This is a genomic window from Myroides pelagicus, assembly GCF_009711055.1.
GTDB classification, from domain to species: Bacteria; Bacteroidota; Bacteroidia; order Flavobacteriales; family Flavobacteriaceae; genus Flavobacterium; species Flavobacterium pelagicum.
This window is the reverse complement of record NZ_WMJY01000008.1, coordinates 90,563-115,589: the sequence shown is the minus strand read 5'-3', so window position 1 is coordinate 115,589 and position 25,027 is coordinate 90,563. Positions and strand designations below refer to the sequence as shown.

Sequence of the window (25,027 nt, the reverse complement as noted above, 5' to 3'; positions counted from 1 at the left end):
TTTTAGGATTAATTATGTGTTAGTAATAATGATTATTTAATGTTAATATTTGACTAGTTTTAAATAGCATAGGATTGGTTGATGAAGTGAAAGTTGTATAATTGATTAGATCTTAATTTAATTATCTATAAGAGAAATAGTACATTGATTAAGCCGGAGGTTAGTTTTGTTTATTAACTAGGGTGTCATCTGATTCTTTATGTGATGATGTCCATTTAAGTTTGAGTTTGTAAACTTTTCCGTAATTGTATTGCAATAGGTCATAAAGTGTTGTATACATTATTTAGAGAAAATAGAAAAGGTCTTAGTTTAGCTAAGACCTTTTAATTTGTATCATTGAAATTTCATTTTTTGTATTCGTACTGCGTTTAGTATAGCTAAAAGTGCTACACCTACATCGGCAAATACAGCTTCCCACATTGTAGCTATTCCACCTGCTCCAAGTATTAGTACTATAATTTTTACGATTAGTGCTAATGATATGTTCTGAATTACGATTTTACGGGTTTCTCTACCTATATGCATTGCGACGGCAATTTTTGTTGGTTGATCGGTTTGTATTACTACATCTGCTGTTTCTATAGCTGCGTCACTTCCTAATCCTCCCATAGCAATTCCTACATCACTCAGTGCTAGTACTGGTGCATCATTAATGCCGTCTCCTACGAAAGCAATTGATTTAGTTGTGTTTGCGGCTTTTAGTTTTTCTAGTTCTTTTACTTTTCCTTCAGGTAGTAGGCCACCAATCGCTATATCAATGTCTACTTCTTTAGCAACTTTTTTTGTAATTGTATTTTTGTCTCCACTTAACATTACTGTTTTTTGAATTCCCATTGCTTTCATTTTAGCAATAGCCTGTTTAGCATCAGGTTTGATTTGGTCTGCTATTGTGATGTATCCTATGTATTTTTTTTCTATAGCAACTACTACTATGCTCTCTACAATCATATCAATATCTTCAGGATAATTAATATTAAATTGTTTTAGCAGTGCTGTGTTACCAACTAGTATTGTTTGTTCATTAATGACACCACTTAGCCCTTTACCAGAGATCTCGTGTACGTTTAATGCTACTTTTGTTGTAGGGAAAGCCTCAACGATTGCTTTTGCAATAGGGTGAGTTGATTGTTTTTCTATTGCAGCAACTATAGTGGTGAATTCCTCTTGATTTATAGTTGACTTTACTTCTTGTACTTTAAAAATTCCTTCTGTTAAAGTACCAGTTTTATCCATAACGACAATATCTAGTTTTGCCATTAATTCTAGGTAATTAGAACCTTTAAATAGTATTCCATTTTTTGAAGCAGCTCCAATTCCTCCAAAATATCCTAATGGAACAGAAATCACTAGAGCACAAGGACAAGAAATTACTAGAAATACTAAGGCACGTTCTAACCAAGTTGTAAATTGATATTCTTGACCAAGAATGAAATAAGGCAGTATGGTAAGTACAACAGCTAAAAAGAATACAATAGGCGTGTAAATTTTTGCAAATTTTCTAATATACAGCTCGGTTGTAGCTTTTCTTGCACTTGCTTCTTGTACCATTTCTAAGATTTTAGCTAAAGAGCTATCCTCATACCGCTTTGTTGTTTTAACTTCTATAACGTTTTGTAAGTTTATCATACCTGTTAGTACAACCTCTCCTTTGGTATATGTGCTTGGTTTACTTTCACCTGTAAGTGCTGATGTATTAAAACTTCCTTTTTCTGTTAGTAATTCTCCATCTAAAGGAATTTTTTCTCCAACTTTTACTTGTATTATTTCTCCAATACCTACTTCTTCTGGACTCATTATTTGATATTTGCCATCGCGTAAGACTGTAGCTTGATTTGGCCTGATATCTAAAAGTGCTTTAATATTACCTTTGGCTTTATTTACTGCTGATTCTTGAAAAATTTCACCGATGGTATAAAATATCATTACAGCCACGCCTTCTGCATGTTCTCCAATACAGAAAGCTCCAATTGTGGCTACACTCATTAGTGTGAATTCGTTAAAAAAATCACCTTTTTTTGCTAGTTTAAAGGCTTCTTTTAACACTGGGAATCCAACAGGTAAGTACGCAACAATATACCACGTAAGGCGTAATGGTTGATTGTTGATAAACCAATCTAGTTTAAGTATATTGGTTAGGAGCACACCTATGAAAAACATAATTAAGCTAAATCCAACAAAGAGTTTAGTGTTTTCTCCTCCATGGCTATGGTCGTGATCATGGCTGTGTTCTTGATTTACATTATTATGCGTGTGATTTCGATTTGAATGTTCTTGTCCCATAGTTAGATAATTTTGTATTTATTTAATACAAAGGTATCATCTTAAAATGAGTTTAAATAATGTTGCTCTGTCTTTGCAATGCTGTTGCATTTGCTATTTATCGACATAATTTCTTTTGAAAATATACATTAATGGAAAACTACGGCAACACATCCATACCGCAAAAGCTAACCAAACAGCGTATAATTTGAAATCAAAGTAATCAAATATCAGTAATGTAGGAATAAACCCACAGAACGTTGCGAACAATAAATTGTTTCTCAAAAATTTTGCATCTCCCATGCCCTTAAATATCCCATCATAGATATAGGCAAGTGCATTGATAGGTTGCATTATTAGTACAATCCAGAAAACTGATGTAAAAACCGCTATTACTTTCGTGTCTTGGTTGAATAATTGTCCTATTTGTGTATAGAATAATAAGCATATACCTATTAGCAATACAGCTATCGCCACTGCATACTTACTGATATCTTTACTCATTTTCCAAAGTGCTGTATAGTTTTTTTCACCTAAAAGCTTTCCTGAAAGTGCATTTCCTGCACTTGCATATCCATCAATGAAAAAAGAGAAGAATAGCCAGATGTTCATTAAGATACTTTGAGCAGCTATAAAGTTTTTACCATATCCTGTAGCATAAGCATTGGCAAGATAGAGCGCTATGTTTAGTGTTGCTGTACGTATTATGAAGTTAAAACTCATTATGATCAATGGTTTCAAAGAAGGATTTATTTTTTTACGGAGCTTTAGATTGAAAGGGGTTTTTGTAAAGAAGTAGTAAAATGCCATAATTAACATGATACTTTGAGCAATGACACTAGCATATGCTGCCCCTTGAATGTGCATAGCAGGTATTACTCCTTCTATTCCATATACAAAAGCATAGTTAAGTCCTACATTGAGTATTGCGCCAGTTAAACTACATTTCATCGCCCACACAGTATTTTGCATTCCTCTGAAAACTCCATAAAGTGCAAATGTGATTAAAGTTAAAGGAAATCCCCAGGCTCTGATTAGGTAATAGTCTTTAGCGTATTGAAGGATTAAACCTTCTGCATTGTATGCTTGAAATATCTCCCTTACAAATATTGTAGTTGTTAAGAAAAGTAGAATACTTAATGAAAGGTTGAAAACAATCGCTTGTGGTATTAATGTTTTTATAGCATGTAATCGCTTTGCTCCAAGGTGTTGTGAAACAGTTGCTGATATAGATGTTTTCGTTTGTGCAACTACCCATATTAATGCTGATAAGAAAGATCCTACTAATCCAACAGCAGCTAATGCTTCTACACTGTTCTCCTTAATATTTCCTACAATAGCTATATCACTTAAGGAAATGATAGATTCAGAAATTCCCGAAAAAATCGCTGGTATAGCCAGTTTATTAATATCCTTGAATGTTATAGTGCTTTTCATTTTCCTATACCTTTATTGAGGTGCAAAGGTCGTGAAAATTAAAGGCATAAAAAAACCACTCTATACAATGGATGTATAGAGTGGTAAAAAAAATGTCTCATTAAATAATTTAAAAACGCATTCCTACACCGAATCCGATTAACATAGGATCTATTTTAACTTTCGCAGGGATGTCTAATGTTGCACCTCCTGCTAAATTTGATGCATCTACAGTTACATCTGTTTCTAAGAATAATTTTTTGAAGTCAACGTTGATAAAGAATTTGTCTGTAATATCAATGTCAAATCCAAATTGGTATCCCCACCCGAATTTATTGTCGTATGAAATATCTTTAGCAATACCTGATTTTTCATTGTAGAAGATTGTGTAGTTAACCCCAACCCCTGCATATGGTTTGAAGTTATCAGTCACATTGTAGTGGTATTGGAACATTAATGTAGGAGGTAATAAATATACACTTCCTAAATCAAGGTTGGCAGATGATCCACCTCCCACAGCTGTAATGTCAGATGCTAAAGTACCAACAGTGTGTCTTGATGTACCTAAAATTAACTCAGCAGCAATGTTTTTTGTAAAGAAGTAAGTGAAGTCAAGTTCTGGGATGAAGTTGTTATTAACATCAATTTGACCACCGATAATACCAATGTCAGCTCTGTTGTGAGGAATAACTCCTACACCACGTAGACGCATTTGCCATTTGTAATCTTCTTTTGCTTTAGTAGTATTTCCATTGTCTTGAGCAAAAGCTGAACCACTAAAAAATAAAGCCGCTCCTAAAAAAGATAGTAATAATTTTTTCATAATTCTTTTATTAAATTTCTTGATGTAAAGGTAGTATGAATTATGAGTTAGAAACATGATAGATGTCATCTTTATACGCTTTTTTCGAATTTTTAGTAAAAAAAGACTAAAGAATTAGTATAATTTGTGTGTAATGTTCCTTTTAATTAGTTACAAATTGTAGTTATAATTGTTTATATTAGAGGTATTAGTAGTATTAATGTTAATTCTGTAAAAATTATGAAAGTATTAGTTATTGGCGCTTCATTAAACTCAGCGCGCTATTCTTATAAAGCTATTGAGTTACTTCGTACTCATGGTCATGTGGTATATACCTATGGGTTAAAAGAAGGAATGGTAGCTGACGTTAGTATTCGAACGACCAAGGAGGCTTATGAAGATATAGATACTGTTACCATGTATGTCAACCCTAAACGACAAGTTGAATTCTACGATTACATCATTGGACTAAAACCTAAACGCCTAATCTTTAATCCAGGAACTGAAAACCCTGAGTTTTACGAGTTATTAACGGCAAATCACATTGCGTATGAGGAGGCTTGTACCTTAGTTTTGTTGACTACTAATCAGTTTTGATTTAGAGCTAATAAACAATAAAATTACAGTTATTATACCATTGACTAAGATTAATTCATTGTCAAAGACATACCCTCCAAATAATTTGGTGGAGTTGCTGCTAATCCACAAGGTGATAAAAGGTGCTGCTATACAGAAATAAGGTACTAGTTTATCTTTAACTATTCGGTTTTTAAATAGTATTGCAAAGGCAAATAGACCTAACAATGGTCCGTAAGTATAGGAGGCTATTTTGAATATCATACTTACAACAGATGCGTCATTTATTGCATTAAAAAGGACAATTACTAAGAACATAAGTATTGAAAAAGAAAGATGTACTAGTTTTCTTTTCCAAATATTAGCTTTATCGTCTTTCTTTTTATCCATATTAAGAAAATCAATACAGAATGATGTGGTTAAAGCTGTTAAAGCTGAATCGGTTGTTGCAAAGGTTGCTGCCGTTAAGCCAAGTAAGAATACAATTGCTGGTATTATACTTAAGTGATGAAATGCTATTTCTGGAAATAGTAAATCGGTACGAGGTTTACCAGTTATATGGTCAAGGGGTACACTAATTCCCTTTTGCTCAGCATAGATATATAACAATGCTCCTACACCTAAAAAGAATAGATTAATTAAGACGAATATAGCTGTAAAAGAATACATGTTTTTCTGTGATTCCTTAATATTCTTACAACTTAGATTTTTTTGCATTAAATCTTGGTCTAAACCAACCATAGCTAGTGTTACAAATATACCTCCAACAAATTGTTTGATAAAGTGATAACGGTTTCCAATGAGGTCTTCAAAGAAAAATACTTTAGAGTAATTGCTTTGTTTAATAGTTTCAAAAGCTTGTATTGCGTTTAAATCTAAGCTTTTACAAATAAATATTATTGTGAAAATAACGGAAGAAACTAGGAAAAACGTTTGCAGAGTATCCGTGATAATGATTGTTTTTAAACCTCCTTTATAAGTATACGCATAGATTAGTCCTAAGGCTATAAGTACTGTGGCAAAGAATGGAATGCCATAATGGTCGAATACATAGCGTTGTAATACGATAACCACTAAGTACAAGCGAAAGGCTGATCCTATAGTACGACTTATTAAGAATATAGTGGCAGATGTTTTATAGCTATAGTGTCCCAGTTTTTTTTCTATGAAGGTATAGATAGACACCAGGTTGTATTTGTAATATAGAGGGAGCAAAACTGCTGCAGTGATTAAAAAGCCAACGGCATTTCCTAACACAAATTGAAAATATTTGAATTGTTCTCCAGAGGGAGCACCGACTTCTCCAGGTACAGAAATGAAGGTGACACCTGACAATGCTGTTCCAATCATTCCGAATGCTACTAGATACCATTTAGCATTTTTATTAGCACTGAAGAAAGCATCATTACTACTGTCTTTTTTGCCTATTAGTTGTGATATAGCTATAAGAACGCCAAAATAAATTACAATAATACTGATGATAGTGATCGGAGTCATGATTCTGTTTTTTAACTATTTTACTCTACATTGTCAAATGTAAATATTTTTTAAAAGAACGAACTCTTTTCAATAGTGTTATTTCTGTATGATGTGATGATATGTTGATTGTTTATTTGGTGAAAAATGGAGTAAACAATTAACAAAGGCATTTTTCGTATATTTGTCACCATGGAATTTCCTTCAAAATTATTAGAGAAAGCAGTTGAAGAGATGTCTCAATTGCCAGGTATTGGTAAGCGTACAGCGCTGCGCTTAATGCTGCATATGCTAAAGCAGCCAGAAGAGCAGACAATGCATTTAGCAAATGCACTGATGAAAATGCGAACAGAGATTATTTTTTGTAATAGTTGTCACAATATTTCTGATAAAGAAGTATGTGATCTTTGTGCGAATCCTTTACGTGATCATCAGACGATTTGTGTTGTTGAAGATATACGCGATGTTATGGCAATTGAAAACACACAATTGTTTAAAGGAATTTACCATGTACTAGGAGGGAAAATATCGCCCATTGATGGCGTTGGTCCTAGTCAGTTAAAAATCCAATCATTAGTGGAGAAGGTTAAAGAAGGAAAAGTAAAAGAAATTATCTTCGCACTTAGTTCTACAATGGAAGGAGATACTACAAATTTCTATATTTATAAGCAAATAAAGGATTATAATATAATAACTTCCACCATTGCTAGAGGTATTTCAGTAGGTGATGAATTAGAGTATGCTGATGAAGTTACTTTAGGCCGTAGTTTAGTACATCGTGTTCCATTTGAGAATGCTTTTAAAGCTGTGTAATTATTTGTTTTAAATGATATTATTAGATAATAATGGCAATTAGTATTTTTTATTGATTACTCTTTTTATTGTGTAATAACTTGTTTTGTCTATTAGAAATACTGAATCCTCGCTTGGTATATGATAAGTAGATATTAGCATTTCTAGGAAACTAAATAAAAAAACAGAATGTTTGTAAACCCCAACAACTTATTTTAACTCATAGAACTGTTTATAATACAGCATTTGTTGCCAAGCTATAGCTATACGTGCAGAATAGGTGCAGTTTAGTAGCCCAGAAGGCTCTTCTTGGCAAGGAAAGTGCATGTATTCTGCAACCAAAGGTCAACAAAGCATGGTAAAAGGAAGGATATAAGGAGATTGTCATTCTAAGTACGCCAGGTTGTTTTTCAATTGGAATATAAAAAAATACGACTTAAAAACTTTAGGCAGTCTCCTTGGCTTTTTATTTGAAATGTGTGGTGCAAATAGGTTTCTACTTCCTGTAATGATAGGAAGTTCCCCAACTCAATTATATATAGTTATTATTCATAGAGAACATATCGTTGATTATTTATGTTTTTTTGAAAAGCTATTCTGATCGCTACTAATATATAAGTATGATACTAATACATAGATATGTTTAGAAATTAACTAAGTAGAATAATCACATTACTTCTTTTCTCATTCATTTTTCAATTGATGTTCTTTATATGGGGTTCATTTTTTTGAGAATATAACTGAACTAGCATAGTGTATTAGTTTAGAATATATTTATATAAATTATTTTGATGCTAAAATAATTGTTAGACGTGTCTAATTTTGTAGTTTTGCATATCTAAAGTATGAGTAAATGAGGTTGTCAAATTTAGAAAAAGGAAAACGAGCGATTATTAAAGGAATAGAAAAAGGGTGTTCTGCAGAGAAACATCAACGTTTTCTTGATTTAGGTTTTGTACCAGGAGCTGAGATTCACGTACATAGTATCAGCCCATTAAGAGATCCAATAGCCTATTCTATTTATAATACGATTATTTCATTACGTAGAGAAGATGCAGATAGTGTCTTAATAACGATTGATAATTAAGCAAAAGAGAGGAGAAAAAAAGATGTCAAAATCAGCATGTGAAATATGTGATTTGAATGGAGCCACTACGCTAAAAAAACTTGGAGAGGTGTCTAGTAAATATGATTACGCTATAGCCTTGGCTGGAAACCCCAACACAGGAAAAAGTACCATATTTAATGCACTAACGGGTCTGAAGCAACATACGGGTAATTGGCCAGGAAAGACTGTAACTAGAGCTGAAGGAAGCTTTCAATATAAGGATAATAAATATAAATTAATTGATTTACCTGGGACGTATTCTTTGATGTCTACCTCAGAAGATGAAGAGGTAGCTAGAGATTATATTTTATTTGGAAAACCTGATGTGACTGTAGTAGTTGTAGATGCTGGTCGTTTAGAACGCCATTTAAGTTTAGTAGTACAAATACAGGAGATTACTAACAAAGTAGTTGTGTGCTTAAATTTAATGGATGAAGCAAGTCGCCATGGTGTAGAGATAGATGTGCGAGGATTATCCCGTGATTTAGGGGTTCCTGTAATACCAACTTCGGCTCGACGAAAAGAAGGAATAGGGGAATTGCTTTTAGCAATTGACGAAGTAGCTACAGGTAAGTATGTTCCTGAACAAAAAACAATTAGCGGTATTTCTGGAGAATCGAGAAGAGCAGTAAGTGAATTATCTCAAGAATTATTGGCAATAGATGCTGAGCTTCCGAGTGTGTCTTGGATATCAATGCGATTAATCCAAAGAGATGAAAGTATAGAAGATGCACTAATAAGTGGTATACTATCAGATAAAATAACCAAGGAAGAGATAGCGCCTATTTTGGTTAAGGCGGCTAAATACCACGACAAATTAGGTTTGGATTACGCAGATAATGTGGCAGGAGCTATATTTGGACAAGTGACAAAGACAGTTAAGAGTACTGTGAAAGTAGATGCAGGGCAAAGAGCTTTTCGTATTGATCGTACAATAGATAAGTTAGTCACAAGTAGGACATTTGGTTTTCCTATCATGCTGTTGTTATTAGGAGGAGTATTGTGGTTGACAATTATAGGTTCTAATTATCCATCAAGTGCATTGTCAAACTTATTGTTAGATCAATTGTATCCGTTTTTAAAGGAAGGAGCTATACAATTAAAATTTCCTTGGTGGCTATCAGGTTTTTTAATAGATGGTGTTTATTTAGCTACAGCATGGGTAATTGCCGTGATGTTGCCGCCGATGGCTATATTTTTCCCTTTGTTCACTTTGTTAGAAGATTTTGGTTATCTACCAAGAGTAGCTTTTAATCTTGATCGTTTGTTTAAAGGGGCAGGAGCACACGGAAAACAAGCATTGACAATGAGTATGGGGTTTGGTTGTAATGCTGCAGGAGTTGTAGCGACGCGAATTATTAATAGTCCAAGAGAAAAGTTAATCGCTATTATTACTAACAATTTTTCATTGTGTAATGGTCGTTGGCCTACTCAGATATTAATGGCATCTATTTTTGTTGGTGTATTAGTACCTAATCAATTGGCAGGTACAATATCTACATTAGCAGTAGTTGGTATTGTTTTATTAGGTATAAGTTTTACTTTTTTTACTTCTTGGCTATTGTCAAAGACACTGTTGAAGGGCGAGTCGTCTTTCTTTACCTTAGAATTACCTCCGTATAGACCACCACGTGTCTTACAGACTATATATACCTCCATTATTGATCGAACATTAATTGTGTTGTGGCGAGCTATAGTATTTGCAGCACCTGCAGGGGCAGTTATTTGGTTAATCAGTAATGTATTGATTGGCGATAAAAGTATTGCGCTTTGGATGATAGACGCTTTAGATCCAATAGGTATTCTTATCGGGTTAAATGGAGTGATATTAGTAGCTTATATTGTTGCTATTCCTGCTAATGAGATTGTGATACCAACGGTATTGATGTTGACAGCGATGGTTTTAGGAGATGCTTCACTTGGTGAAGGAGCTGGGGTTATGTTTGAAGTATCTGATGGAGAGATTGCTACAATACTATATCAAGCAGGTTGGACTACGCTGACAGGAATTAATTTAATGCTCTTTAGTTTACTTCACAACCCTTGTAGTACGACTATTTATACAATATATAAAGAAACAAATAGTGCTAAGTGGACGACAATAGCTTCGTTACTTCCTGTTGTATTTGGAGTGATTGTGTGCTTTCTCGTTACTAGACTTTGGTATATGTTTACATAAAAAAATCCAGTGATACTTCTCACTGGATTTTTTTATTTCTTATTTGTTACTTGGGGCTCTACAATTGGATCAACACCAATAATTATTTTGTCCCCTAAATATTTGGGTTTTACATGAAACAATCTATCTACTATTACTTTTACTCTTGCAAACTTTTCTCTTAGGTTTGTTTTAAACCCCATTTTTTTGTTCACGTCTTTTGCATTATAAGCTATGGCATTTAATCCAAGGTATTTTGCAATAAATACAGCTCTTTCATTGTGAAAAGGTTGTGAGACAATTGTAAAAGTGCTTTGATCGAATATTGTGTGTGTTCTATAAACCGAATCTAATGTTCTTAGTCCTGCAAAATCCATGTATATCTTATCGGCTGGTACGCCTCTTTCAATCAAAGCTTCTCTCATGTCAATTGGCTCATTGTAATCCATACGACTGTTGTCTCCACTCACTAAGATATATTCTATTTTACCTGCTTTATAGAGTTCCGTAACAGCGTCTATTCTATATGTAAAATAATAGTTAGGATACCCTCCTTTTAAATATTTTGCTGTACCAAGTACTAAAGCCACTTTATTATATGGAATTAGTTCTACAGACGAATATAGGTTGTCCTTTGATGTATGAGATACATAGCTATTACAGATATAAGTAAAAGCGATAAGAACTAAAAAAATAAGCAAACTACGCTTTATAAATTTTTTCATACTACAGGTTAGTTATAGATGAATAGCTATGGATTAAACTTAATACCAACGCTTTTTCTTCTTTTTAGAAGCTTCTGATTTTCTAGATTTATTTTTGTTTCGATAGTCTTTTTTAGGTTGTTCACTAGAGGAATTACCTCTCTTACTTTCGTTTTCTTTCCAAGGGTATGGGTGGTCTTGTACTACCTTAGGTTGAGTTCGTGTAAATTTGACGATAGCCTCCCAATATGTCTTTTCGGATTTATCACAAAAAGAGATAGCAATACCTTCATTACCTGCTCTACCAGTACGCCCAATACGGTGTACAAAAGTTTCGGGAATATTAGGCAAGTCATAGTTAATGACTACGGGTAAAGAATCAATATCAATTCCTCTAGCAGCAATATCCGTAGCTACTAAAACCTTTGTTTCTTTATTCTTAAAGCTATTTAAAGCTTCCTGTCTAGCTGTTTGTGATTTATCACCATGAAAAGATTCAGCATTGACACCATTCTTTTTAAGTGATTCAACTACACTATCAGCTCCTGTTTTAGTACGTGTAAAAACTAATACATCTGTTAGCTTTTGATTTCTAATGATGTGGTATAGTAGTTTTTTCTTATCCGATTTTTCTACGAAATACACTTGTTGTTTAACCGTTTTTGCACTTGATGAAATAGCATCTACAGCAACATATTCGGGTTTTTGTAAGAATTCATGCGCTAATTCTCTAATAGGTAGAGGCATTGTAGCTGAAAACAACAGTGTTTGTCTATTAGATGGAGTAAGCTGGATTAATTTCTTTACATCGTCTATAAATCCCATGTCTAGCATTAAATCTGCTTCGTCAATAACTAAGTAATGCAAGCTATCCAGGTCTAGGTGTTTTTGTTTATAAAGATCTAATAGGCGACCTGGTGTACCAATGATGACATCAGCTCCTTTTTGTAACTGCTCAATTTGCGGTTTGACAGACATACCCCCATAAATAGTCACTTGTGTTACATTTGTATATTTAGCATATGCAGTGAAGTTATCAGCTATTTGTCCAGCTAATTCACGAGTTGGTGTTATAACTAATACTTTTGCTTTTTTTGCTTTTTTTGTATTGCCAATTTTATGAAGATAGTGGATAATAGGCATAGCAAAAGCAGCTGTTTTTCCCGTACCTGTTTGGGCACAGCCAATGATGTCTTTTTCAGCTAATACAAGAGGAATTACTTTTTCTTGTATTGGTGTAGGAGATTCATATCCCAGTTCTTCAATGGCACGTAAAATATTCTTGTTTAACTGTAAATTCTCGAAAGTCATTTGTCTATAATCTATTTTGCACAAAGTTACTCTATTTTTTTTAGCATTAAGTAGTTAGTTGTTCTTCTTACTAAAAGTAAGAGGTTTTTCTTGTAAAAAGAGATAAAAATTGTAATATATCTGATTTAGACTATTTTATTTTATCAAAAAGTTAATTACATTGTAGAAGTATTTAATAATAGAAGTATGTATAAAATTTTAAACAAATTATATTACCCAATAGCTTTACTTGCTATAGGTATTTCTCTGTTAGCAGTTGCTAATGAATTGATGTATTTAATGTTTTTACCAGTTGTATTTATCTTTTTAGCTATTTGGAGAAATATAATCTGGACAGAAAGACTTATTCGAAATGGTATAGTAGTCAAAGGAAAAGTAATTAAACACCAAATTGCTTCTCGATTTGATACGACAGTTGCGAGCAGTAGACGATCTCATGCTAGAAAAGATTATGTTGTTATGGAATTTGTAACTAATGAAGGAGAGACTATTCAAGGGATACCACGAGAGTACAACTTGAAAAAATCAAAAGATAAAGCTCTTGCTGATGACCCTACTAGTACTAGTCAAAAAAGAGGGTTGGAAGATATTGGTACTGAGTATAAAGTGGTATATTATAAAACAAAACCGAGCGTTTTTACGTTTAGGAATAGTTTAAATAAAGAAGATTTTATGTTTACACTTAATATTCTTCGTTTTCTAAGTGTAGCTGTTGCTGGTGTGTTAATCTATATTTTGTATCAATATAACGTTGTTGATACTTTTCAACATTTGTTTTAATATCTTCTAAAAAATATACTTTTAGCCTATAGGAAGGAATGTTTTTATGGATAATGAGTTTTTTTGTAAAAAAATAAAATGCAATAGTAATCTTGGCCTAATGTTTGTATAGTATTATATCAAAGGTTTATATTTGATTTTAACATACAAGAAAAGAAATTACTGTTTAAAAGAAAAAGCGATTACATGTTAATGTAATCGCTTTTGTTTTTTATTCTTCGTTTAATAATATTTTTAACATGGTGCTAGCAGCATCACTAATTTTAGTGCCAGGTCCAAAGACAGCAACAGCACCAGACTCATAAAGAAAGTCGTAATCTTGTGCGGGAATAACTCCTCCAACAATAACCATTATATCTTCTCTTCCGTACTTCTTAAGTTCTTCGATTACTTGTGGAACTAGCGTCTTATGACCTGCGGCAAGAGAAGAAACGCCAAGAGCGTGAACGTCATTTTCAACAGCTTGTTTGGCTGCTTCTGCAGGTGTTTGGAAAAGGGGGCCAATATCTACGTCAAAACCTACATCGGCATACCCGGTAGCAACTACTTTTGCTCCACGGTCATGACCATCTTGTCCCATTTTGGCAATCATGATACGTGGTCTTCTTCCTTCGATTTCTGCAAACTTATCAGCAAGAGCTTTTGCTTGTAAAAAGCTTTCGTCATTTTTTATTTCTTTACTATACACACCACTAACGGATTGAATTTGTGCTTTAAATCTACCAAAGATACTTTCTAATGCATCACTTATTTCTCCAAGTGTTGCTCTAAGTTTGGCCGCTTCAATAGCTAATGCTAATAAATTTCCTTTGCCAGTTTGAGCAGCTTGACTAAGTGCTTCTAGGGCATCTTTTACCTTGGTATTGTCTCGAGTCGCCTTAATGTGATTTAAACGGTCAATTTGTGCTTTTCTAACAGTTTGATTATCTACTTCTAAGATATGTAAAGGATCCTCTTTAGCTAAACGATATTTGTTTACACCTACGATGATATCTTGTCCACTATCTATACGAGCCTGCTTACGTGCAGCTGCTTCTTCAATGCGAAGTTTAGGTATTCCAGCTTCAATAGCTTTTGTCATACCTCCTAGTTCTTCTACTTCTTGAATCAACTCCCAAGCTTTATCGGCAATTTCGTTTGTTAGACTTTCTACATAGAAACTACCTGCCCAAGGATCCACGGTTTTACAAATCTTGGTTTCTTGTTGTAAGAAGATTTGTGTATTTCGAGCTATTCGCGCAGAGAAATCTGTAGGTAAGGCAATCGCTTCATCTAAAGCATTGGTATGTAGTGATTGTGTTCCTCCAAATGCTGCCGCTGCCGCTTCGATAACTGTACGTGCTACGTTATTAAAAGGATCTTGCTCTGTTAAACTCCAACCAGATGTTTGACAATGGGTACGTAAAGCAAGTGATTTTTCTGATTGTGGGTTGAATTGTTTCAATAATTTAGCCCATAACATACGTCCCGCTCGCATTTTGGCAATTTCCATGAAATGGTTCATTCCTATAGCCCAAAAGAAAGATAGACGAGGTGCAAAATCATCGATTTTCATTCCTGCATTTAATCCAGTACGGATATATTCTAAACCATCGGCTAATGTATAAGCTAATTCAATATCTGCTGTTGCCCCAGCCTCCTGCATGTGATATCCAGAAATTGATATAGAGTTGAACTTAGGCATATTATTACTAGTGTATTCAAATATATCTGCAATGATTTTCATTGATGGAGTAGGTGGGTAAATATAGGTATTACGCACCATAAATTCTTTCAAGATATCGTTTTGAATAGTACCTGATAGTAGTTTTTGATCAACCCCTTGTTCCATTGCAGCAACAATATAGAAAGCCATAATAGGTAATACAGCCCCATTCATCGTCATGGAAACTGACATTTCTCCTAATGGAATTTGATCAAATAAGATCTTCATATCTTCTACACTATCGATAGCAACTCCAGCTTTACCAACATCACCGACTACTCTTTCATGATCTGAGTCATAACCACGATGAGTAGCTAAATCAAAAGCTACTGATAGTCCTTTTTGACCTGCTGCAAGGTTTCGTTTATAAAAAGCATTACTTTCTTCGGCTGTCGAAAAGCCTGCATATTGTCTAATCGTCCAGGGACGCTTAACGTACATTGTGGTATAGGGACCTCTAAGGTTAGGTGTAAAACCAGCTGCAAATCCAATATGTTCTAGAGTTTCAATATCGTTGAAACTATAAGTCTTGTTTATTTTAATACCTTCAGCAGTTGTGAAGTCTGATGCTTCGCTTGCCGTTCTTGTTTTAGTGGTATTAATAGACAAGTGTTGTATGTCCTTTCTTTTCATATTACTCCGATTTAGTTGATTCTTCCTTAGCTAGTCTATCTTGTTCGTATTTTTCGGCCAATCGGCGTTCTATGATTGGAACAATTAGTGTCTTTCTCGGATTTTGTTTTACGAAAGGGTATAGCTCCAAGTCATGACTCATCATGTCTTGTGGATTAGGATATTTATTAGTTCCTAATAGTACTTCTTCTCCAGAATAGAAAAGTGCTTGTTCTTTAGCATCGCTTTGAGCAATTTTACGCTGTATCGTCCCTTCTATTAAAGAAGTGATTAATCCATCAGCTGTCTCTATCTTCTTAAAGATTTCAAGTGCTTTTTCTGCAATTTGAACTGTCAGGTTTTCGATATAGTAAGCCCCTTCTGCAGGGTTATTCACTGCATCGAAATAACTTTCTCTTTTTAGAATAAGTAGTTGATTTCTCGCTATACGATCACCAAACTCATTTTCTTTGTGGTAAATGCTGTCGTAAGCTAGATTGCTTACAAAATCAGCTCCTCCCAATATAGCACTCATACACTCTGTAGTAGTACGAAGCATATTTACATTGTAATCATAAAGAGTTTTATTGCGTTTGGTAGGCCTAGCGATTATTTTTACGTCTAATTCTGTTGTATATTCTTTTATCAAAGTGTCAAACAGCATGCGTATTGCTCTAATTTTTGCAATTTCAAAAAAGTAATTTGTACCAACTGCAACTTCTATGAATATGGTTTTACCTAACTGGTCAATACGGTTTAAATATTCGTTCACGTGAGCTAGAGCATAAGCTACTTGTTGTATCATATTAGCTCCCCCATTTTGATAGGTAGTTGTATTGATAAGAATATTTGTATTGGAACTTAAGGAGTTAGTAACTTGCTTGAAGTCCTCATTAAGATTTATAAACCAATTACCATCTGTTTCTAATTGATGAATAGGGTCTAATAAAATATGTATTGTATATTGGTTATTTGTAGCCCAATTTGCTAATTCCTTTAGATAAGTAGTATCTAAGAATCCAAAGTTAAAGAAATAGGTTGTTTTTTTGGGTAATGGGGTAAGTAATTCCTTACAATCTAACTTTTCCTTTTCTATGGTAAAATAGATTGTATTAGCACCTCGATTTAAAGAGTCAATTGCTTTTTCAACAGAACGTTTCACGTCGTGAACGTAGATGCGCTGTACAATTTGAAAATTAGTAGCTTGGGTGTCGATAGGTAGGACTATCTTATCTGTATCTGAGTGATAGAAAGGTCGTACTTTAATGCCATCAAGACTTTCCCAAATCAGTGTCTCATTGTAATCAGCACCTTTTAGTTCGTATTGAATTTTGTTTTTCCACTCTTTTGAAGATACTTGGTTAAATTCTTCAAATAGTTGATTATTCATAGTTTTTGGTAGATTTATTATTGTGCTAATGTATCAAATTCAATGATAAATATATCCTCATTAGCACGTTTCATATAATATTTTTCTCTCGCATATTTCTCTGTCGCATCACCATTCTTGAGTCCTTTGATAGAATTTCGATCCCTTTCGATTTCACTTTCATAGTAGTGTTTTCTCTCTTCAAGTTTGTCTATTTCTTTATTAATAGTTTGATGTTCAAAAAATGAAAAACTATCAAAGAATACTATCCAAACTAAAAAAGAGACAGTAATCCAAAAGAATACATTTTTTAGAAGGTTTGCGAACTTAAATTTAGTAAATATTTGAGATACATTCATATTAGTAAGGTTTATTATCCTATTTTTTCATTGATTACTGTACGTACTATATCAATTGCAACAGTATTATAAGTGTCATTTGGAATAATAATATCAGCGTAAGCCTTTGAGGGTTCTATAAACTGATCATGCATTGGTTTTAAAGTATTTTGATATCTATTTAAAACTTCAATCATATCTCTTCCACGTTCAGCAATATCTCTTTTGAGACGTCTAATCAATCGTTCGTCAGAGTCAGCATGAACAAATATTTTGATATCACACATTTCTCTTAATTCAGGATTAGAAAGTATTAAGATACCTTCCACAATCATTACTTTACGGGGATGTGTTAGGACATAATCATCTGTTCTATTGTGTTTGACAAAAGAGTATACTGGTTGATTGATACTATTTCCTTTTTTTAATTCTTTTAGATGTTCTACTAAAAGATTAAAGTCAATTGATCTAGGGTGATCAAAATTGATAAGCGTTCTTTCTTCAAACGATAAGTTATCTGTTGCTTTGTAATAAGCATCTTGAGAAATAATACCTACTTCAGTTTCGGGTAATTCATTCATAATCTGGTGAACTACAGTTGTTTTTCCACTTCCAGTTCCTCCAGCGATTCCTATGATTAGCATGTTTAAATGTATTTTTAGCAAAAATAAAAATTAATCCATCAAGGGGGAAACTATTTTCACATATACTGTTATTATATTTATTTTTATATATCTCATTTACTATCATAACCATGATTTAGAGACTTAGAGAAAACAAGTAGTTATTAGAAAAGCATATCTAACTATTCTATTGCCTTCAAAAAAAGTTATCCTACGTTATTTCTTTAGATGTTTATTAACTTGTCCCCATCTTAGATTAAACAGATGTTTGTAAATGTCTTATAAATCATGCTATCTAATACTTTAGCTATATTTGTTTTTTTTTAACCGTTCAGGTTATTGTAACTGATGCTCTATTTACGGACAGATTTTTCCCACGCTTTCTTTACCTATTCGTGCAGTATAGGTGCACTTTCCTTGCCAAGAATGTACTTCTGGGCTACTAAACTGCAGGTATACTGCAAGTATAGCTATAGCTTGGCACCAAATGTTATTATTTTGAACTCTCTTTGTGGTAAAACAAGTTACTTGATTTAAAAAAAAATGTTTTCCTAATCAGTACAATACTATTAAAATTAATAGAAAAAGTAGTGATTTTTCGAAAAATATAAAAGATACTATGCCATTTTTTTAAAAGTAAATATCTGTTGTTTAGTTTGTTAAAGATCAACTTATCTTTTAATATTACTTTTAGCGGATATACACTTTTATATTTAACTATTTGTAAGGTAATATAAATTAAGTTATAAAAATTAATAACATTACAAAAAACGTTTGATTATAATTGTAGAGTGCTTAGTACATTAAAATTGTTATTTAGATCAAAACTTAAGTCAATTATACGAAATATCTGTAAAAAAGTAGGTGTATTTACACTATATAAATGAGTTAGTTGATATGAAACACCTTTACTTTTATCATTCAGGTAGTATTTAGGTAATACGAGCTTATGTAAATAGCATTGTCTTTTTTGTTTAACAAGTTGTTTGTAATTAATCTAAATAAAGTACTTATCTTTGCTAGACAAGTCAGAAAGTAAATTAGATAATAAGATGGCAAAGAAATCAAATATACAACGTAAGGTGTTTACTTTAAAGAATAGAGAATATATAACTCCTCACTTTATTCGTTTAACATTAGGAGGAAATGATGTTAGTGATTATAAATATACTACAGTAGGGGTAAACAATAAAATATTTATTGCTCCTGAGGGATGCGACCATGTGTACCTGCCAGAATTTGATATGGAAAAAATGGCATGGACACCAATGGACGAGTCAATAAAACCCTATATTCGTACTTATACACATCGCGGGTTAGATTTAGAAAAGAATGAGTTATATATTGATTTTGTAGCTCATGGAGATGAAGGACCAGCTTCTAATTTTGCTATAAACGCTAAAATTGGTGATGAGTTAGGAGTAGCCATGGGCTGTGATCCATCAGAGTTGTTTCCGGAAGTAGAGTGGTATTATTTGATTGGTGATGCAACAGCTATTCCGGTGTTGAGTTCAATTTTGGAGAATATTCCTAGCACATCAAAGGCAAAAGTTATTATTGAGGTTGAAACTGTGGAAGATGTTCAGAATTTAAAATCAGCAGGATCATTTGATATTGAATGGGTAATCAATCCAACGCCAGGGAATAATTCAGAAGTAGCAGGCAAAGTAATAGACTTTGTGGAAAACAACGTGATACCAGATACGAAATTTGTTTATCTAGCGGCGGAGTTTTCAACGGTAAAAGAGTTGAGAAATTACTTTAGAAAAGAAAAACAGTGGACAAAAGATGAGGTATATGCTTATTCTTATTGGAAATTTGGTAAAGCAGAGTCAGCTTCAGAAGCGGATCGAAGAGCAGAAAAAGCAAGTATCGAATAGTTTTTTTATAAAATATGGACTACCTTATGTACAGAGGGTTATATTTTCTAATGTACATAGAAAAAGTAACGAATGATATTTTATTTTAAAAAAAAGTTATAAGAAAGGCTTGTTTTTAAATAAAGTATTTATATTTGTTTCAAATCAAAGAAGAAAAATGATTATATCTATTATAAAAAAGGGAAAGAAACAGTACTTACGTCAAACGTCGTGAGCGGTTTCCTAATAGATATAACTAGAGATATTAAAAAGGGGCTTGTCATCACGACAAGCCCCTTTTTTTGCAAAAATAAATCAATAACTAATTTAATATATGAAAGTTTTAAAGTTTGGAGGGACTTCAGTAGGAAGTCCAGAGAGAATGGAACAGTTACTACCAATTATTCAATCACAGCCCAGTGATAAACATATTGTAGTGCTGTCTGCTGTATCAGGTACAACGAATAGTCTAGTAGAGATCTCAGAAGCTTATCTAAAAGGTCAAAAAGAGGAGGCTAGAGCATTAATAGCTATTCTTTACAGTAAGTATAAAACTTTCATCAAAGAATTATTTAAAACAGAAGAAGGGCTATCCTTAGGAGAAGAAGTAATTACACATCATTTTACGTTATTAGATGACTTGGGAAATGATTTATTTACTGCTATAGAAGAACGTATAGTACTTGCTCAAGGAGAGTTGATTTCAACGACTTTGTTTCACTTTTTCCTAAAGGAGCAAGGAGTTTCCTCAGTTCTATTACGTGCATTAGACTTTATGCGTATCGATGAGGAGCATGAGCCAAATCTGGATTATATCAGAGAAAATATTACAGTAGAATTGAATAAATGTCCAAGAGAAACGTTGTTTATTACTCAAGGATATATTTGTAGAAATGCATTTGGAGAAATCGATAATCTTCGAAGAGGAGGATCGGATTATACAGCTTCTTTAATTGGAGCAGTATTAGGAGTAGAAGAGATTCAGATATGGACTGATATAGATGGTTTCCACAATAATGATCCACGTTATGTACAGAATACAAAGGCAATAGCTCACTTAAGTTTTGATGAAGCAGCTGAGTTAGCTTATTTTGGTGCAAAAATATTGCACCCGCAAAGTGTATTTCCTGCAAAGCGTTTTAATGTGCCTGTTCGCTTATTGGATACAATGAAATTAAGCGCTCCTGGTACTTTGATTTCAGAACAAGTGCAAAATGGCGATCAAATAGTAGCAGTAGCAGCTAAAGATGGAATTACGGCGATTCGTATTAATTCATCGCGAATGCTATTAGCATATGGATTTTTACGTCGAGTATTTGAGATATTCGAACGATATAAAACACCGATAGATATGATTACTACTTCTGAGGTAGCTGTGTCTTTAACAATTGATGATACACAACACTTAGATAATATTATATCGGAGCTAGAGCATTTTGGACAAGTGGAAGTGGATTACAATCAAGCAATTATATGTATTGTAGGAGATTTTAAAAAGAACAAACACGGTTATGCAACGATCGTATCAGAAGCAGTTAAACATATTCCAATTCGTATGATTTCTTATGGAGGTAGTGAACACAATATTTCTTTATTGGTTCCTGCTGATCAAAAGTTAGAAGCATTGCGCTCATTACACAATAGATTGTTTTAATCGAATAGAGTTTACAAAAATGGAAAACGTAAGAGAAGAATTACAAAATCAATCAACGCCGTTATATTACTATGATTTACCTCTGTTAAGAGAGACAGTTAATGTTGCAAAAAATGCAGCAGATCGCTATGGCTATAAAATACATTATGCGATAAAAGCGAATAATAATTCTAGAATCTTAGAAGAGATTAGTCAGTTGGGCGTAGGAGCAGATTGTGTTAGTGGAGCAGAAATAGCTTTAGCCATAGAAAAAGGCTTTCAACCTGCTGAGGTTGTATTTGCTGGAGTTGGAAAGACGGATAAGGAGATACAGCTCGCTTTAGAAAATGATATTCTAGCTTTCAATGTTGAATCAGTTCAAGAGATTGGAGTTATCAGTGAGATAGCTTCTTCACTAGGAAAGGTAGCTAATATAGCTTTGCGAATCAATCCTAATGTAGATGCAAAGACTCATCATTATATCACAACAGGGCTAGATGAGAATAAATTTGGTATCATGATGCACGAACTTGATACTTGTCTTGAAATTATTGAAAATCACGCAAGTTTAAGTTTAGTAGGGTTACATTTTCACGTAGGGTCTCAAATTACAGATTTGAATGTATATAAGCGCTTATGTGTAAAAGTAAACGAATGGAATGCTTACTTTTATGATAGAGGATATACCGTACCGATTTTAAACTTAGGAGGAGGATTGGGAATTAATTATATGGAGCCAGATGAAGAGTCTATAGTTAATTTCTCAAATTTCTTTTATTTGTTTCATCAGTTTCTTGAATTAAAGCCAGGTCAAGAAGTACACTTTGAGTTGGGAAGATCTATTGTAGCTAATTGTGGAAGTTTAATTAGCCGAGTTTTATATATTAAAAATGGATTAAAAAAGAACTTCGCTATCTTAGATGCTGGAATGACAGAACTTCTAAGGCCAGCGTTGTATCAAGCATATCATAAAGTGGAGCTATTACAAGAAGATAAGCAGATAGAGGAAGAAGAAATAAGTAAGGTTAGATACGACATTGTAGGGCCAATCTGTGAGAGTAGTGACTGTTTTGGGAAAGACGTTTTACTACCAGAACTGATACGAGGAGATTTGATTGCAATACGTTCTGCTGGAGCATATGGAGAAGTGATGTCTTCACGCTATAATTTAAGACAGCCATTAAATTATTTTTATAAAGAATAATCGGTAAAATGTGCTCAATAATTAAAATAGTTTGTTATTTTTGGTACAGAACATATATTTAATGTATAATTAGAAAACAACGAGAACATGACATTAGGAGACATCGATGTAGCAGGAGAAATAATTGATTTAAACTTTCAATTATTAAGAACACAAATACTATTAGAAGAAGTTTTAAAGCACAATGCAGATACTTTAAAATTACCTTCTCCAGAAGCAATGACAGAAATTAATGAATTTGCTTTGAAATCAATTCAAAAGAAATTCCCGAACATGAATATCGAGAGAAAAGAGCAAGATGGAGTAGGAGTTGAGCATACACAAGAATAATAAAAAAGGCCTTAGATATACTAAGGCCTTTTTTATTGTTTTATTAAGTATGTTAGTTTTGAATTAGTAGCACAACTCAGAAGTCCATTCTTGACTACCTCTACCTTCCCAACATAAATAGCTTTCTTTAATATTAATTACATAGAAGCGATTATCTTTTAGACGTAAGTCCATTACCACTTTTCTAGCCTTTAAAGTGTCATCCATGATACCGTCTTCTAATAAAGTTACTGTAACCATTTTGGGATTATCAGTAGTTCTCTTTAGAATGTATAGATAATTACCTTCAGCATTTTTGTCCTCTGGCGCATATTCTTTCATGATTTCCTCTTCAGTTATTAGACTTTTCTTTTTAATAATAGTATTAAGTCGATCAATCTGTTCGTCTGAAATAATTCGAAACTCTCTGTCTTCCGCAGTTTCTGCGGTATTTAGTACTACACCATCTTTGCTTAACATAGTTGCATTATTGCGCTTAGCACAAGCACCTACAATTAAAAATAGCAGTATAGGAATTGATAAAAATAATTTCTTCATTCTATTCAAACATTTAAAACATCTGTACAAAGATACTCAATGAAAGAAATGTTCTTTTGTATAAATACCTAAAATGTTTTATAAAGAATGGTTAATTTTTGTGCTTATTTGTAATTGAGATATTTAAGGATTGCCAATTATTAAATACCTATTTCGAATTGTACTCTGAAATACCAATTATCTTTTGATGGTTTTTGATCAAAACTCAATCTATCGTAAGTTAACTCTGCTTGAATTTTAAAAGCGTGCTCCCAAAGGTATTTAGTAGCTCCTAAAGTAAACTCAGTTGTATTAGGCATATTTAATTGTTTGTATAGATCTTTGTGCATGTTTTGTTGAGAAACACGACCAATTAATTCATAGTTGCTTGGGAATAAATAACTTAATTGAAAGTCCATACCGTGACCTGCAAATACTGCACTTTTTAGGTACTCACCATTATCTTGTAATTGAGATGTGATAGGATCACTAGTATATCTGCTCATATACGAAGCCATAGCAGCCCATCCATTATATTTTAGAATAGCGTCTCCCATAATCGAACGGAATGACTTAGGCTGGAATAAGTCTTCTCCTGTTTGTCCGCGTGTTTTGCTGGCATTGTTATTATAAGAAAAAGTTCCAGAAACCATTAACTTTGGTTTAGTTTCTCTCGCTAAATCCCCTTCGAAAAAGGCTCCATTGTTTTTAAATTCACCTAAAGGAAATAGTTCAAGACGCCCTGTTAACGCATAGCTATCACTAGCAGAAGAACCACTCCAGTTTCTTCCTTTACCTGTACTTACTGCAGTTTTTACGTTATACCCGAAGGCATCTTTTTTCTCTTTTAAGTAATAAGCTTGGATACCGAAATCACGATCAATGTTGAATTTAGCATTGTTGATTGAGCGGTCTGTTAACTGTAATGCTCCCGATGAATTCGTGCGCTGTCTGTTTCCGGGTAGTTTAGTTTGTCCGAAGATAAAACTCCAGTCTGAATTTTTTGGTCGGTAAGTTAATGCAGCATCGCGAATTATATTAGGTGCTTCATTATCTTTTTGCTTTCCCATATCTCTAGGAGCGAATGATAACTGAATTACGTATAGAAATTGAGGATTTCCTACATAACCATCTAAACGCAAACGAAGTCTTCTGATTTCACCTTCGTATTTGCTTTTCTCATCTTCATTGTTTACAGAAGTTATTCTGTTTTGCATTCTAAAGCGGATGTTTAATTGGAATATACTATCCGCTGATGTCATTCCTAACCCCTTACCATAGTTATAATATGGTAGCTGCGCTAGTTTTAAGTCGTTGTTTGCATCTATTTTCTTCTCTTCTTGTGCAAAAAGAGCTACTGAAAATAGCAAGGCAATGAATGTGTAAATTTTATTCATAAATTAAAATGTGTTGTGAATTGCAAAATTAGCATTAGTTTTGCAAATAAGAAGGTCTT

At 33.3% G+C, this 25,027-nt stretch carries 21 protein-coding genes; 9 read left to right on the top strand and 12 right to left on the bottom strand.

The annotated features are described in order from the left end of the window. Positions 1-333: 333 nt before the first annotated feature. The 3 genes from GJV77_RS05425 to GJV77_RS05415 form a co-directional block, all read right to left on the bottom strand. Entirely contained in the window at positions 334-2,280 is a 1,947-nt protein-coding gene (locus GJV77_RS05425; RefSeq protein WP_155035341.1) for a heavy metal translocating P-type ATPase, read from the bottom strand. Positions 2,281-2,373: 93 nt separating this feature from the next. After that, complete coding sequence (locus GJV77_RS05420) at positions 2,374-3,696, bottom strand: MATE family efflux transporter (RefSeq protein ID WP_155035340.1); 1,323 nt, start codon at positions 3,694-3,696, stop codon at positions 2,374-2,376. Between the two features lie 109 nt (positions 3,697-3,805). Beyond that, a complete protein-coding gene (locus GJV77_RS05415) occupies positions 3,806-4,498 on the bottom strand; it encodes an OmpW/AlkL family protein (RefSeq protein WP_155035339.1) in 693 nt (230 codons plus the stop codon). A gap of 219 nt (positions 4,499-4,717) precedes the next feature. Here GJV77_RS05415 and GJV77_RS05410 point away from each other — a divergent pair, with 219 nt between their 5' ends. Beyond that, the gene (locus GJV77_RS05410) at positions 4,718-5,074 is read left to right on the top strand and encodes a CoA-binding protein (protein ID WP_155035338.1); all 357 of its coding nucleotides are present in this window, start codon (positions 4,718-4,720) and stop codon (positions 5,072-5,074) included. Here the strand turns inward: GJV77_RS05410 and GJV77_RS05405 are convergent. Further along, positions 5,045-6,550 carry a sodium:solute symporter gene (locus GJV77_RS05405; RefSeq protein ID WP_155035336.1) on the bottom strand — a complete coding sequence of 502 codons (1,506 nt, stop codon included), beginning with the start codon at positions 6,548-6,550 and terminating at the stop codon, positions 5,045-5,047. The genes GJV77_RS05410 and GJV77_RS05405 overlap by 30 nt on opposite strands. Positions 6,551-6,721: 171 nt before the next feature. Here GJV77_RS05405 and recR point away from each other — a divergent pair, with 171 nt between their 5' ends. From recR to feoB, 3 genes are all read left to right on the top strand, one after another. After that, positions 6,722-7,342: a recombination mediator RecR gene (gene recR, locus GJV77_RS05400; RefSeq protein ID WP_155035335.1), complete on the top strand. Its 621-nt coding sequence runs from the start codon at positions 6,722-6,724 to the stop codon at positions 7,340-7,342. An 832-nt stretch (positions 7,343-8,174) separates the two neighbouring features. Beyond that, positions 8,175-8,408, top strand: a complete 234-nt coding sequence (locus tag GJV77_RS05395; RefSeq protein WP_155035333.1) for a FeoA family protein — start codon at positions 8,175-8,177, stop codon at positions 8,406-8,408. Positions 8,409-8,430: 22 nt separating this feature from the next. Beyond that, positions 8,431-10,608 (top strand): ferrous iron transport protein B, encoded by a 2,178-nt coding sequence (gene feoB, locus GJV77_RS05390; protein ID WP_155035332.1) that lies wholly within the window; start codon positions 8,431-8,433, stop codon positions 10,606-10,608. A 32-nt stretch (positions 10,609-10,640) separates the two neighbouring features. On the opposite strand, the gene GJV77_RS05385 is transcribed toward feoB, so the two are convergent. Together GJV77_RS05385 and GJV77_RS05380 are read right to left on the bottom strand one after the other, a co-directional pair. Further along, positions 10,641-11,312, bottom strand: coding sequence for a SanA/YdcF family protein (locus tag GJV77_RS05385; RefSeq protein ID WP_155035331.1), 672 nt, complete (start codon positions 11,310-11,312; stop codon positions 10,641-10,643). A 39-nt stretch (positions 11,313-11,351) separates the two neighbouring features. Next, complete coding sequence (locus GJV77_RS05380; protein ID WP_155035330.1) at positions 11,352-12,602, bottom strand: DEAD/DEAH box helicase; 1,251 nt, start codon at positions 12,600-12,602, stop codon at positions 11,352-11,354. A 186-nt stretch (positions 12,603-12,788) separates the two neighbouring features. On the opposite strand from GJV77_RS05380, the gene GJV77_RS05375 reads away from it, so the two are divergent. Continuing rightward, positions 12,789-13,382: a DUF3592 domain-containing protein gene (locus GJV77_RS05375; protein ID WP_155035329.1), complete on the top strand. Its 594-nt coding sequence runs from the start codon at positions 12,789-12,791 to the stop codon at positions 13,380-13,382. Between the two features lie 211 nt (positions 13,383-13,593). Here the strand turns inward: GJV77_RS05375 and scpA are convergent, their stop codons facing one another. From scpA to udk, 4 genes are read right to left on the bottom strand one after another with little or no spacing between them, the layout of a single operon-like run. Continuing rightward, positions 13,594-15,720, bottom strand: a complete 2,127-nt coding sequence (gene scpA, locus GJV77_RS05370) for a methylmalonyl-CoA mutase (protein ID WP_155035328.1) — start codon at positions 15,718-15,720, stop codon at positions 13,594-13,596. A 1-nt stretch (position 15,721) separates the two neighbouring features. After that, positions 15,722-17,089, bottom strand: a complete 1,368-nt coding sequence (locus GJV77_RS05365; protein WP_155035326.1) for a methylmalonyl-CoA mutase subunit beta — start codon at positions 17,087-17,089, stop codon at positions 15,722-15,724. A 17-nt stretch (positions 17,090-17,106) separates the two neighbouring features. Then, complete coding sequence (locus GJV77_RS05360) at positions 17,107-17,427, bottom strand: FtsB family cell division protein (protein WP_155035325.1); 321 nt, start codon at positions 17,425-17,427, stop codon at positions 17,107-17,109. 14 nt (positions 17,428-17,441) lie between these two features. Further along, a complete protein-coding gene (gene udk / locus GJV77_RS05355) occupies positions 17,442-18,050 on the bottom strand; it encodes a uridine kinase (RefSeq protein ID WP_155035323.1) in 609 nt (202 codons plus the stop codon). 1,031 nt (positions 18,051-19,081) lie between these two features. Between udk and GJV77_RS05350 the strand changes: the two genes are divergently transcribed. From GJV77_RS05350 to GJV77_RS05335, 4 genes are all read left to right on the top strand, one after another. Next, positions 19,082-19,909: a siderophore-interacting protein gene (locus GJV77_RS05350; protein ID WP_155035322.1), complete on the top strand. Its 828-nt coding sequence runs from the start codon at positions 19,082-19,084 to the stop codon at positions 19,907-19,909. A gap of 313 nt (positions 19,910-20,222) precedes the next feature. Further along, positions 20,223-21,542 carry an aspartate kinase gene (locus GJV77_RS05345; protein WP_155035321.1) on the top strand — a complete coding sequence of 440 codons (1,320 nt, stop codon included), beginning with the start codon at positions 20,223-20,225 and terminating at the stop codon, positions 21,540-21,542. A 19-nt stretch (positions 21,543-21,561) separates the two neighbouring features. Then, a complete protein-coding gene (gene lysA / locus GJV77_RS05340; RefSeq protein ID WP_155035320.1) occupies positions 21,562-22,725 on the top strand; it encodes a diaminopimelate decarboxylase in 1,164 nt (387 codons plus the stop codon). An 87-nt stretch (positions 22,726-22,812) separates the two neighbouring features. Then, complete coding sequence (locus GJV77_RS05335) at positions 22,813-23,055, top strand: hypothetical protein (protein WP_155035319.1); 243 nt, start codon at positions 22,813-22,815, stop codon at positions 23,053-23,055. Between the two features lie 63 nt (positions 23,056-23,118). Here GJV77_RS05335 and GJV77_RS05330 read toward each other — a convergent pair whose 3' ends face one another. Then, complete coding sequence (locus GJV77_RS05330; protein WP_155035318.1) at positions 23,119-23,592, bottom strand: hypothetical protein; 474 nt, start codon at positions 23,590-23,592, stop codon at positions 23,119-23,121. Between the two features lie 140 nt (positions 23,593-23,732). Further along, positions 23,733-24,968 carry a porin family protein gene (locus tag GJV77_RS05325; protein ID WP_155035317.1) on the bottom strand — a complete coding sequence of 412 codons (1,236 nt, stop codon included), beginning with the start codon at positions 24,966-24,968 and terminating at the stop codon, positions 23,733-23,735. Positions 24,969-25,027: the final 59 nt, after the last annotated feature.